Genomic DNA, 12070 nt, shown 5'->3' on the forward strand with positions numbered 1-12070 from the left:
CGAGCCTCCCTGTCGAAAACATTGACACTCAATGTTTTTAATTCCATGCTGACCGGGTCAGATCCTCAGCTCCCCTGCGCAGCGATGTGCTGCTCGCCGCTCCGTCGCCGGGGCCTCCTCAGCCCTCCTCCTGCGGCTTCACAGAAACGGACCCCCATGCATGACAGCAAGCACACGAAGCGACCGGAACACCTGACGCTGGGCCAGAAGGCGGCGCTGACCTCGGGCGGCGACTTCTGGCACACCCAGACGTTGCCGAAGGCCGGAATCGCACCGGTCATGCTCGCCGACGGCCCGCACGGCCTGCGCAAACAGCCCGAGGGAGGCGATGCCCTGGGCATCGGGACGAGCGTGCCCGCCACATGTTTCCCGCCGTTGGTGGGCCTCGGCTCGTCCTGGAATCCCTCCCTGGTGGAACGGGTGGGCAGGGCGATCGCCCGCGAGGCGATCGCGCATCAGGTCGGCGTCGTACTGGGGCCGGGCGTCAACATCAAGCGCTCACCCCTGGGCGGCCGGAACTTCGAGTACGTCAGTGAGGACCCGCTCCTCACAGGGTGCATCGGCGCGGCCTGGGTCAACGGTGTGCAGTCCCTCGGCGTGGGCACGTCGCTCAAGCACTTCGCGGTCAACAGCCAGGAGACGGACCGTCTTCGGGTCAGTGCCGAGGTGGACGAGCGGACCCTGCGCGAGATCTACCTGCCCGCGTTCGAGCACATCGTCACCACGGCCCGGCCGACCACCGTCATGTGTGCGTACAACGGTGTCAACGGCGTCCCGTGCAGCCAGAACAGCTGGCTGCTGACCGACGTACTCCGCGGCGAGTGGGGTTTCGACGGTCTGGTGGTCAGCGACTGGGGCGCGGTGTCCGACCGTGCCGCCGCGCTCGAAGCCGGCCTCGACCTGGAGATGCCGCCGTCCGGCGCGGACCACACCCTGGTCGAGGCCGTGCGCGCGGGCGACCTCGACGAGCAGTACCTGGACGCCTCCGCGCGGCGGGTCCTTGAGCTGATCGAACGCACCGCCCGAGCCCGGGACACCGAGATCGGCACCGCCGCAGGCGTGGAGGAGCACCACGCACTGGCCCGGGTGGCCGCCACCGAGTCGGCGGTGCTGCTGAGGAACGAGGGCAGCGTGCTGCCGCTGGATCCGCACGCCGGCACCCCCCTCGCCGTCATCGGGGCTTTCGCCGAAACACCCCGATTCCAGGGCGGCGGCAGCTCGCACGTGGTGCCTACCCGCGTCGACAATGCGCTGGAAGCCATCCGGGCGACCGTCACCGACCCTGCGCGGATCCGCTTCGCCACCGGATTCACGCTCGACGGAATCCCGGACGGACAGCTCGTCGAGCTAGCCGTGGAAGCCGCGCGCGGTGCCGCGCAGGTGCTGCTCTTCCTGGGGCTGCCCGATGCGGCCGAGTCCGAGGGATTCGACCGCACCGACATCCTGCTCCCCGCCGACCAGCTCGCCCTGCTGAACGCCGTCGCAGAGACCGACGCGAGCATCGTCGTCGTCCTGTCCAACGGCGCCACCGTGCAGATGACCCCGTGGCAGGACAGGACCGCTGCGGTGCTGGAGGGTTGGCTGCTCGGTCAGGCCGGCGGATCGGCCCTCGCCGACCTGCTGTTCGGCATCGCCAACCCCTCCGGACGACTCACCGAAACGGTCCCGCTGCGCCTGGAGGACACCCCGTCCTATCTGCACTTCCCCGGTGGCGACGGCCATGTCCACCACGGCGAGGGCCTGTTCGTCGGATACCGCTCCTACGACACCCTCGGCAAGGCGGTCGCCCACCCCTTCGGCCACGGCCTGAGCTACACCACCTTCGCCTACAGCGATCTCGACGTGACCGAAACAGGCCCGAACCGCTTCGCCGCCTCCTTCACCGTGACCAACAGCGGCTCGCGGGCCGGAGCGGAGGTCACGCAGTTGTACGTCCACCAGCCGGTGTCGCGGCTGCGGCGCCCCGTCCAGGAACTCAAGGCGTTCGAGAAGGTGTTCCTGGACCCGGGCGAGCACACCCGCGTGACCCTCGATCTGGACGAACGGTCCTTCGCATACTGGTCGCCGCGCGACAGCGGATGGAGGGTCGACCCAGGTGCGTTCGAGCTACGCATCGGGGCCTCCTCCCGCGACGTGCGTCTTCGGGCCACCGTGCGCTGCGACGGCACTGCACGCCCGGGCCGGCTCGCCGCCGACTCGACGATCGGCGAGTGGCTGGCCGATCCGGTCGGAGGCCCGCTGCTCGCGGCAGCCATGGCAACCGACCTGGCCGACTCCCCCGTGTCCGTGACCTTGGACGCCTCCGAGATCTCCGCCATGGCAGCCGCATTGCCGCTGGCACGCATACCGGCATTCCTCGCCGGCGTCACACACGACCACATCGCCGCGCTGGTCGCCGCCGCCGACGAGGCCCGCGCCACCACCGAAGCCTGATCCACCGCCGCACGGCCGGAAGCGTCACTCAGCCGTGCGGTGCCCGCCCCGCCCCGTCACCGCCCCGCCACCGCCGCTCCGTGGCCCCGTCGCCCGCGCCCGTTCCCGTACACACGAAAGAACCTGACCATGAGTTCCGATCGCCACTTGCCCGGCAGCTTCCTGTGGGGCGCCTCCACCTCCGCGCACCAGACCGAGGGCGGCAACACCAACAGCGACTGGTGGGCCTTCGAGCACAGCGGCATCGACGTCATCAAGGAACCCAGCGGTGACGCCTGCGACAGCTACCACCACTGGCCGGAGGACATGGACCTCCTCGCCGAACTCGGCTTCACCGATTACCGGTTCAGCATCGAGTGGTCACGTATCGAACCGGCACCGGGTGAGTTCTCCCGTGCTGCCGTCGCCCATTACCGGCGCATGGTCGAAGGTGCTCTCGACCGCGGCCTGCGCCCCATGGTGACGCTGCACCACTTCACCACCCCGCGCTGGTTCATGGAGCGTGGCGGCTGGGCCGCCACCGGATCCGACGAGCTGTTCGCCCGCTATGTCGAAGCGGCATCACTCGTCTTCGCCTCCGGTGTCGACCATGTCTGCACCATCAACGAGCCCAACATGGTCGCGGTCATGGCGGCCATTCAGCGCGCGCTCACAACTGACGGATCCCAGAGTCCAGTTGGGCTGCCGCTGCCGGACGAGGCCACCACCGAGGCCCTGATCCGGGCCCACGCCTGCGCCGTCGAGACGGTCAAGTCCCGCGCGCCGCACGTACGTACAGGCTGGTCCGTCGCCAACCAGGTCTATCAGGCGCTGCCCGGCGCCGAGGACGTCGCGACGGCGTTCCGTTACCCGCGTGAGGATGTCTTCCTGGAGGCCGCCCGCGGCGACGACTGGCTCGGCGTGCAGTCCTACACCCGCGGACTCATCGGCCCCGACGGGCCGCTGCCCGTTCCCGACGACGCCGAACGCACCCTCACCGGCTGGGAGTACTACCCCCAGGCTCTCGGAGAGGCCGTACGCCACTGCGCCGCGCTCGCACCCGGCACACCGCTGATCGTCACCGAGAACGGCATCGCCACCGCCGACGACGCCCGCCGCGTCCACTACACCGCCGGCGCCCTGGACTCTCTCGCCCGCGCCATGCACGACGGCATCGACGTGCACGGCTACTTCCACTGGAGCGCCCTGGACAACTACGAATGGGGCCGCTACGAGCCGACGTTCGGCCTGATCGCCGTCGACCGCGAGACCTTCGCCCGCACCCCCAAGCCCTCCGCCGGCTGGCTCGGTGCCGTCGGACGCAGCCGCATCCTGCCCGCCGTCGGTGAGAGCCCGGCTGGGGTGAACACCGGCTGCTGAGTCCGTCCTTGTCCCGGGAGGCGGCGGCCCTGACACCGTCGCCTCCCGTCAGCCGTCCACGAAACCCGCCTCGTGAACGGCCGGAAAGTCCCCGCCCGAGTAACCGTCCCACCCACCCCCGCACGAAAGGAGTCGTCCTCGTCATGAAGGCGATCATGGTGATGTTCGACAGTCTGAACCGGCACCTGCTGCCCCCGTACGGAGGTGACTGGACGCATGCCCCCAACTTCGCCCGGCTCGCGGAGCGCACGGTGGCCTTCGACAACGCCTACGCGGGCTCGATGCCGTGCATGCCGGCCCGCCGTGAGCTCCACACCGGCCGCTACAACTTCCTGCACCGCAGCTGGGGGCCGCTGGAGCCGTTCGACGACTCCATGCCCGAGCTGCTCAAGCAGAACGGCGTGTACACGCACCTGGTCAGCGACCACCCGCACTACTGGGAGGACGGCGGGGCCACCTACCACGGCCGCTACAACACCTGGGAGTTCTTCCGCGGCCAGGAGGGCGACCCGTGGAAGGGCCACGTGGCGGACCCACCGATCCCGGAAACCCTGAAGAAGCTGCGCTCCGAGGGCTTCAGGCAGGACTGGGTGAACCGCGCGTACATGCCGACCGAGGACCGTCACTCGCAGACTCTGACGTTCGACGCCGGACTGGAGTTCATCCATACCAACCGGGAGGAGGACCGCTGGTTCGTACAGATCGAGACGTTCGACCCGCATGAGCCCTTCTTCAGTCACCAGCAGTACAAGGACCTCTATCCGCACGACTACGACGGCCCCAACTTCGACTGGCCCGACTACGCGCGGGTGACACAGACCGACACCCAGGTCGAGCACGCCCGCTACGAGTACGCGGCCCTGCTGTCCATGTGCGACCGCTCGCTGGGACGCGTCCTGGACACCATGGACGAGTTGGGCCTGTGGGACGACACCCTCCTGATCGTCAACACCGATCACGGTCTGCTGCTCGGCGAGAAGGGCTGGTGGGGCAAGAGCGTCCAGCCCTGGTACAACGAGTTGGTCCGGCTGCCGCTGTTCGCGTGGGACCCCCGGGTGCAGGCGGCGGGCGAGCACCGGCAGTCCCTGGTCCAGACGATCGACATCGCGCCGACACTCCTGGACTACTTCGATGTCGATGTGCCCGCCGACATGCAGGGCGCGCCGCTGCCTGTCGCCGACGACACCGCCGTCCGCGAGGCCGGCCTCTTCGGTATCCACGGCGGCCACGTCAACCTCACCGACGGCCGGCACGTCTACATGCGCGCCCCCGCCACCCCGCAGAACGCTCCCCTGGAGGAACACACGCTGATGCCGACCCACATGCGCGGGCGCTTCTCACCCGCGGAGCTGGCCGGCGCCGAGCTGGCGGAACCCTTCACCTTCACCAAGGGTGTACGGACCCTGCGCACCCAAGGCCGGACGTTCTTCAATCCCTACCAGCACGGCACGCTCCTGTTCGACCTGGCGAGCGACCCCGAGCAGCGGACGCCGATCATTGACGACGACGCCGAGCGGCGTATGGCCACCCTCATGGTGGAGTTGATGCGTGCCACGGACGCACCACCCAGTCAGTACGAACGGCTCGGTCTGCCCGCCGATGGGCCGGTGGGCGATGAACATCTGCTGGCCCGTCGTCAGGCCGAACAGGCCGGCAAGGCGGCCGAGCCGATGCCGCGCGCCGACGACTACCCGGCCGGCCGCCTCTCGCTGCGCACGCCGGTCAAGGCGCTGATCTCCGATCCCATGGCGGTGGAGATTCTGCGCCGTCATATGCCCGGACTCGTCGACTCCGAGCTGCTCCAGATCGTCGGGGCCACACCGCTCATCGACCTTGTCGCGCTCTCGGGCGGGTTCCTGTCCCCCGCGAGCCTGCGTGAGGTCGCCGAAGAACTCGCCGCGCTCTGACACGACGAGCCGTGCACCGATGCGGTCGAGTTCTGGACACCCACGGTCACGCACGTGAGAAAGCCGGTGGCAAGGATGCCGTCCTCTGTCGCCGGCGCACGCACCCTCCCACCTCACCTCACCTCACCTCACCCCACCCTCACCCGCTCCCGCGCAGAAAGAGGTTCGTGGTGACCGACCTCGCCCGCGATCCCGCCAAACCCCACGAGGATGCCAAGGGCGCTGTGGTCCCGGACCGCTGGCGACAACTGCCCCTCCTCGGTGGCACGATGCTCATCGACAGCGCCGAAAGCGGTCTGATCAGCGGCCTGTTCCCCGTCATCCGGCAGGCTCTGGGCCTGTCGCTCGGCGCTCTGGGCGTGCTGGGCGCCGCCGGTAAACTCATCGGCGTCATCACCGCCCCGCTGTGGGTATGGCTGGCACACCGCTGGTCCCGCAAAGGCGTCCTCATCGTCTCCACCGGCCTGTGGGGCGTGTGGGGCGTGGCAGCAGGATTCGCACAGAACTTCACCCAGCTCCTCATCCTCACCACCGTGCTCGCCGCCGGTTACGCCGCCGCCCAGCCCATCGTCACCGAAATCATCGGCGACCTGTTCGACACCCCCTCGCGCGGCCGAGCCGTCGGCCTTCTCTACGGAGGGGTCGCGCTGACCAGCGCCATCGTGGCAGCGCTCAAGGGGCAGTTGGCCGGCTTCGATGACGGCTGGCGCTGGGGTCTGTGGGGGATCGGTATCTTCAACATCCTCTTCAGTCTGGTGCTCTGGCTGTGGCTGCGCGACCCCGGCCACGGCGCGGCCGAACCCCAGCTCGCCGACCTCGCCCCCAAGGCCCGCAGAGCGACCGCGAGCGTCACCCGGGCCCAGATCGCGGCGCTGCTGAAGATCCGCACCTTCCAGCTCCTGCTGATCTCCCGCCTCATGTCCGGCCATCTGGTGGGGGCCGCATTCGCCGTCGTCTTCCTCGTCGACGTCCACGGCTTCACCACCCAGGCTGCCTCCGTCATCCTGCTCCCCCTCGGCATCGGCTACTTCGCCGGTACCGTGCTCGGCGGTCTCGTGGCCGACTGGGCCTCCCGGCGCAGCCCTCGCTACGGGCTGCCCGCCGTGTTGCAGACCGCACAGATCGCCTTCGCCGTCCTGGCCTACTTCGGCACCCAGTTCGACTACGGTTCCCTCGCCCTGTTCGCCGTGTTCTTCGCCCTCATGGGGACGGCGCAGGGCGTCAACCCCGGCGTCAACCGCCCGATGGTCATGGCGGTCACACCGCCCGAACTGCGCGGAGCCGCCTTCACCGTCTACGGCTCGATCGCCGAGGCCATTGCCTGGGCCGTCTTCAGCCTGGGCGCCGGGTATCTCGGCGACACCATCGGACTACGGGCTGTGTTCCTGTGGGTCCTGGTCGTCCTGATGCTCGCCAACGGCGCCTTCCTGACCCTGCTGTACCGCCCGTACGCCGACGACGTACTCCACGCCCAGCAGGAACTGGACCAGCGACGATCGACCGCCCTGTCCTGACCGGCCGACCAACCGACCGACCCACCGACCGACCCACCGACCGAGGTGAGAACTGTGCCCGACCGCCGTCCCGTTCCCAGCTGTTGCATGCCGCGAGGCGGCGGCGCTACCCGGGCGACACCCCTGGTGCCACCGGCTCGACGTGGCAGCGGCGAGGGCATGGCCCGAATTCCCGGCGGCCCGTTCCTGATGGGCGGCCAGGACAGCCACACTCTGCACGCCGACGGCGAAGGCCCGGTCCGGGAGGTACACGTGGCCCCGTTCCTCATCGACATTCACGCCGTCACCAACGACGCCTTCCGCGCTTTCGCCGAGGACAGCGGCTATGCCACCGATGCCGAACGGATCGGCTGGTCATACGTCTTCGCCGGCTTCCTGCCCGACCGCCTTCGCCGAGGTGCGCCGAGTCCCGGCCACAGCCCGTGGTGGTGCGCGGTGCCCGCCGCCACCTGGGCACGGCCCGAAGGGCCCGGCAGCAGCCTCGATGGCAGGGGCGACCACCCGGTGGTCCATGTGTCCTGGAACGATGCCACGGCATATGCGCACTGGGCGGGCAAACGCCTGCCCACGGAGGCGGAGTGGGAGTGCGCGGCACGCGGCGGCCTCGCCCAGCGCCGCTATCCCTGGGGCGACGAGCTGAACCCGGAGGGTGAGTACCGGTGCAACATCTGGCGCGGCCGCTTCCCCCATCACAGCACCGGCGACGACGGCTTCCACGGCACCGCACCCGTCGACGCGTTCCGTCCCAACGGCTACGGACTGTTCAACATGGTCGGCAACATATGGGAGTGGTGCGCGGACTGGTGGACCACCGACCACCACAGGCACGGGCTCACCGACCCGACAGGGCCCGCAAACGGGGCCGCCAAGGTCATCCGGGGCGGCTCCCACATGTGTCACGCCTCCTACTGCAACCGCTATCGTGTCGCGGCACGCACCGCCAACACCCCCGACAGCTCCAGCGGCCACGCCGGATTCCGCTGCGCCCGCGACGTGCCGCGCCCAACCTGAGATCCGCAAGGCCGGGCATTCCCTGGCCGGACTCCTGCCGAGACTTGGATCGCATGGGCCGAAAGACCGGGTTCAACACCTGGCCCCGCTCAACGGATCGATCCGGACACCACCACCCGAACCCGCAGGTCAGGCGGCCTTAGCGAGGGGCTCCAGAATCGCCACGCACTCCACGTGGTGCGTCATCGGGAACAGATCGAACGCCCGCAGCACCCGCACCTTGTACCCGCCCTCCCGGAAGTACGCCAGGTCCCGGGCCAGCGCTGCCGGGTCGCACGCGACGTACGCGATACGGCGGGCGCCCAGGGCCGACAGGTGCTTGACCGTCTGCTTGCCCGCGCCCGCTCGGGGCGGGTCCAGGACGATCAGGTCGGTCTCGGTGATGCCCGTGCGGGGCAGGGCCGCCTCGACCTTGCCGTGTTCGATGCGGACCCTCGGCAGTTCCTTCAGGTTGTGCCTGGCGTCCTCGCATGCGCGCTTGGAGGACTCGATGCCGAGCACCGCGCCCTGCTCGCCGACCCGTTCGGCGATGGCGCCCGCGAACAGGCCGACTCCGCAGTACAGGTCGAGCGCCGTGTCGCCCTTGCGGGGCATCAGGCCCTGCATCACGGCCTTCAGCAGAGTGTCGGCCGCCTGCGGGTGGACCTGCCAGAAGCCGCCCATGCCGACGCGGTACGTGCGGCCGTCGGCCCGTTCGCGGACGAAGGGGCGGCCGTGGACGCGGTGCACTCCCCCGTCGTGTTCCTCGACGCGCAGCACGGAGACCGGCTGGTCGAGCTCGACCAGCGGCAGCCGGCCGCCCGGCTTCGGGGTGAGGACGACCTGGCGGTCGCTGGAGCCGGTGGCCGCGATGGCCTCGACCGATGCCAGCTGCGGCCACTCGCGCTTCTCGATGCCCAGTTCCGTGACCCCCGGCGCCGCGATCATGCAGTGGTCGATCGGCTCGACCTCGTGCGAGCGGTGCTTGCGCAGCCCCGCCCTGCCCTGGTCGTCCACCGTGTACTGGACCCGGGTGCGCCACGCGGGCACCTCGCCCGCCGGCAGCTTGTCACCCTCGGCGGGCATCACGGTGCCGTCCCAGCCCGCTTCCTCCGGGGTCAGGCCCGCCAGCCGCTGGAGCTGCTCGGCGATCACTTCGCCCTTGAGCCTGCGCTGTGCGCCCGGCTTGGCGTGCTGCCAGTCGCAGCCGCCGCACCGGCCGGGGCCGGCGAAGGGGCACGGGGCCTCGACCCGGTCCTTGGACGCCTCGATGATCCGGACGGCGTCGGCCCGCAGGAAGCGTGAGCTCTCCTCGCCGTCGGTCACCCGGGCGACGACCTTCTCGCCGGGCAGGGTGTGCCGTACGAAGAGGACTCGGCCCTCCTCGTTGCGGGCGATGCAGTGGCCGCCGTGCGCGACGGGGCCGACCTCGACCTCGTACTCCTCCCCGACCAGCGATGACGTGGGTTCTGTCTGCATGGCGGGGGGACTCCAGAAGATCAAAAGGGAACAGCCGGACAACGACCCACCAGTCTACGTGGGTGTTGCCCGGCTGTTCACCAGTCGCCGCCGGATGCAGGCGGAACGCCGGCAGAACAGACCGGGCCGGTGCCGGCCCGGCCCGTCCGCTCAGCTCTCGCCCTTCGGCCCCTTCGTGTCCTTCGTGTCCTTCGTACTCTTGGCGCCCTTCGCGCCCTTCCCTGCGGCAGCGCCCACGGGCTCCTCGGGCCGCCTGGCCACCGGGCCCCGGCGCACCGCGCCCGGCGCGTTCCAGTCGGCCCGCTTCTTCGCGCGCTTCTTCGCGAGTTCCGAGGACTCCAGCTGGTACGGGACCGAGGTCACCATGACACCGGGGGTGAAGAGCAGCCGCCCCTTCAGGCGCAGGGCGCTCTGGTTGTGCAGGACGTGCTCGTACCAGTGCCCCACCACGTACTCGGGGATGTAGATGGAGACCACGTCCCGCGGGCTCTCGCGCCGCAGGCCCCGTACGTACTCGATGATCGGCCGGGTGATCTCCCGGTACGGGGAGTCCAGGATCTTCAGCGGCACATTGATGCCGCGCCGCTCCCAGTCCTCCTTGAGCGCCTTCGTCTCGGCCGGGTCCACGCCGATGGAGAGCGCCTCCAGGCGGTCGGAGCGCATCAGCTTCGCGTAACCGAGCGCGCGCAGCGTCGGCTTGTGGAGCTTGGAGACCAGCACGATCGAGTGGACGCGCGACGGGCGCAGGCTGTCGTCGGACGGCTCGTCCGGCGCCGCGATCTCCTCGGCCACCCGGTCGTAGTGCTTGCGGATCGCGGTCATGGTCCCGAAGAAGATCACCATGCCGAGCAGGGCGACCCAGGCGCCGTGGGTGAACTTGGTGGCCAGGACGACGACCAGCACCAGACCGGTGAAGAAGGCGCCGAAGGCGTTGATCGCACGCGAACGGATCATGTGGCGGCGCTTGTTGGGGTCCTTCTCCGTCGCCAGGTGGCGGTTCCAGTGCCGGACCATGCCGGTCTGGCTGAGGGTGAAGGAGACGAACACGCCGACGATGTACAGCTGGATCAGCCGTGTCGAGTCGGCGCCGTAGATCACCACGAGCAGCACGGCGGCGCCCGCCAGCAGCACGATGCCGTTGGAGAAGGCCAGCCGGTCGCCCCGGGTGTGCAGCTGGCGCGGCAGGTAGCGGTCCTGGGCGAGGATCGAACCGAGCAGCGGGAAGCCGTTGTACGCGGTGTTGGCGGCCAGGAAGAGGACCAGCGCCGTCGCCGCGGCGAGGACCACGAACAGGAAGGTGCCGTTGCCGAACACGGCGGCGGCCACCTGCGAGATCACCGGGTCCTGGTTGTAGCCGGACCCCACCGGGACACCGTGGTTGAGCAGATCGGTGGCGGGGTTGGACGCCATCCGCACGTTGGTGGCCATGGCGAGGCCGATGATTCCGCAGAACATCGTGACGGCCAGGATGCCCATCAGCGCCAGCGTGGACGCGGCGTTCTTGCTCTTCGGCTTGCGGAAGGCCGGTACGCCGTTGCTGATCGCCTCGACGCCGGTGAGCGCCGCACAGCCGGAGGAGAAGGCCCGCAGCAGCAGGAAGACCATGGCGAAGCCGCTGAGGCCGCCCCGCTCGGCGTGGATCGTGAAGTCCGCGGTCGGGGCCTTCATGGTGTCGCCGAGCACGAACCCCCTGAAGGCGCCCCACGCGATCATGATGAAGACGCCGGCGACGAAGACGTACGTAGGAATAGCGAAAAGCTTCCCCGATTCCTTCACACCGCGCAGGTTCATCAGGGTCAGCAACACGATGATCGCGACGGCGCAGAACACCTTGTGCTCGACGACGAAGGGGATCGCCGAGCCGAGGTTCTCGACGCCGGAGGCGATCGACACCGCGACGGTGAGGACGTAGTCGACGAGCAGGGCGCTGGCCACGGTGAGCCCGGCCTTCGGCCCGAGGTTGGTGGTGGCGACCTCGTAGTCACCGCCGCCGCTCGGGTAGGCGTGCACGTTCTGCCGGTAGGACGCCACCACGGTGAACATCAGCACCACAACGGCGACCGCGATCCACGGGCTGAAGTGGTAGGCCGACACACCCGCTACGGAGAGGACGAGCAGCACTTCTCCCGGGGCGTACGCCACCGAGGACAGGGGGTCGGAGGCGAAGACGGGAAGCGCGATGCGTTTGGGGAGAAGGGTCTCGCCCAGCTTGTCGCTGCGCAGCGCCCGGCCGATCAGGATGCGTTTGGGCACGTCGGTCAGTTTGGACACGGTGAGGATCGTAAGCGTTCGATATAGGGGACGCGCACCCCCACCCCCTCATCGCCACGGGCTCGTCACGGCGGAACTTCCCCCTCCTTGTCAGAGGCTCCCCGCACAGGGCTCCCC

7 protein-coding genes are annotated in these 12070 nt (G+C 69.5%); 5 read left to right on the forward strand and 2 right to left on the reverse strand.

The window, feature by feature from the left end; all coding sequences use genetic code 11:
• Positions 1-156 precede the first annotated feature (156 nt).
• The 5 genes from OG385_RS04935 (at position 157) to OG385_RS04955 (ending at position 8224) form a co-directional block, all read left to right on the forward strand.
• Positions 157-2433: a glycoside hydrolase family 3 C-terminal domain-containing protein gene (locus OG385_RS04935; RefSeq protein ID WP_266852167.1), complete on the forward strand. Its 2277-nt coding sequence runs from the start codon at positions 157-159 to the stop codon at positions 2431-2433.
• A 129-nt stretch (positions 2434-2562) separates the two neighbouring features.
• Complete coding sequence (locus OG385_RS04940) at positions 2563-3792, forward strand: glycoside hydrolase family 1 protein (RefSeq protein WP_266852168.1); 1230 nt, start codon at positions 2563-2565, stop codon at positions 3790-3792.
• Positions 3793-3935: 143 nt separating this feature from the next.
• Positions 3936-5699: a sulfatase gene (locus OG385_RS04945; protein WP_266852169.1), complete on the forward strand. Its 1764-nt coding sequence runs from the start codon at positions 3936-3938 to the stop codon at positions 5697-5699.
• 170 nt (positions 5700-5869) lie between these two features.
• The gene (locus tag OG385_RS04950) at positions 5870-7213 is read left to right on the forward strand and encodes an MFS transporter (RefSeq protein WP_266852171.1); all 1344 of its coding nucleotides are present in this window, start codon (positions 5870-5872) and stop codon (positions 7211-7213) included.
• Between the two features lie 159 nt (positions 7214-7372).
• The gene (locus tag OG385_RS04955; RefSeq protein WP_266852173.1) at positions 7373-8224 is read left to right on the forward strand and encodes a formylglycine-generating enzyme family protein; all 852 of its coding nucleotides are present in this window, start codon (positions 7373-7375) and stop codon (positions 8222-8224) included.
• A 129-nt stretch (positions 8225-8353) separates the two neighbouring features.
• On the opposite strand, the gene OG385_RS04960 is transcribed toward OG385_RS04955, so the two are convergent.
• Both OG385_RS04960 and OG385_RS04965 read right to left on the reverse strand, forming a co-directional pair.
• On the reverse strand, positions 8354-9682 hold the full coding sequence (locus OG385_RS04960) for a class I SAM-dependent RNA methyltransferase (protein WP_266852175.1): 1329 nt from the start codon (positions 9680-9682) through the stop codon (positions 8354-8356).
• 150 nt (positions 9683-9832) lie between these two features.
• Positions 9833-11953, reverse strand: coding sequence for an APC family permease (locus OG385_RS04965; protein WP_266852177.1), 2121 nt, complete (start codon positions 11951-11953; stop codon positions 9833-9835).
• Between the last annotated feature and the right edge of the window lie 117 nt (positions 11954-12070).

Origin of the sequence: Streptomyces sp. NBC_01306, from assembly GCF_026340465.1 — a bacterium.
Classification (GTDB): Bacteria; Actinomycetota; Actinomycetes; order Streptomycetales; family Streptomycetaceae; genus Streptomyces.

Excerpts from the sequence above, each read along its gene's own strand:
- OG385_RS04940 (WP_266852168.1), top strand. The coding sequence starts at position 2,563 with ATGAGTTCCGATCGCCACTTGCCCGGCAGCTTCCTGTGGGGCGCCTCC.
- OG385_RS04935 (WP_266852167.1), top strand. The coding sequence starts at position 157 with ATGCATGACAGCAAGCACACGAAGCGACCGGAACACCTGACGCTGGGC.
- OG385_RS04945 (WP_266852169.1), top strand. The coding sequence starts at position 3,936 with ATGAAGGCGATCATGGTGATGTTCGACAGTCTGAACCGGCACCTGCTG.
- OG385_RS04960 (WP_266852175.1), bottom strand. The coding sequence starts at position 9,682 with ATGCAGACAGAACCCACGTCATCGCTGGTCGGGGAGGAGTACGAGGTC.
- OG385_RS04955 (WP_266852173.1), top strand. The coding sequence starts at position 7,373 with ATGGCCCGAATTCCCGGCGGCCCGTTCCTGATGGGCGGCCAGGACAGC.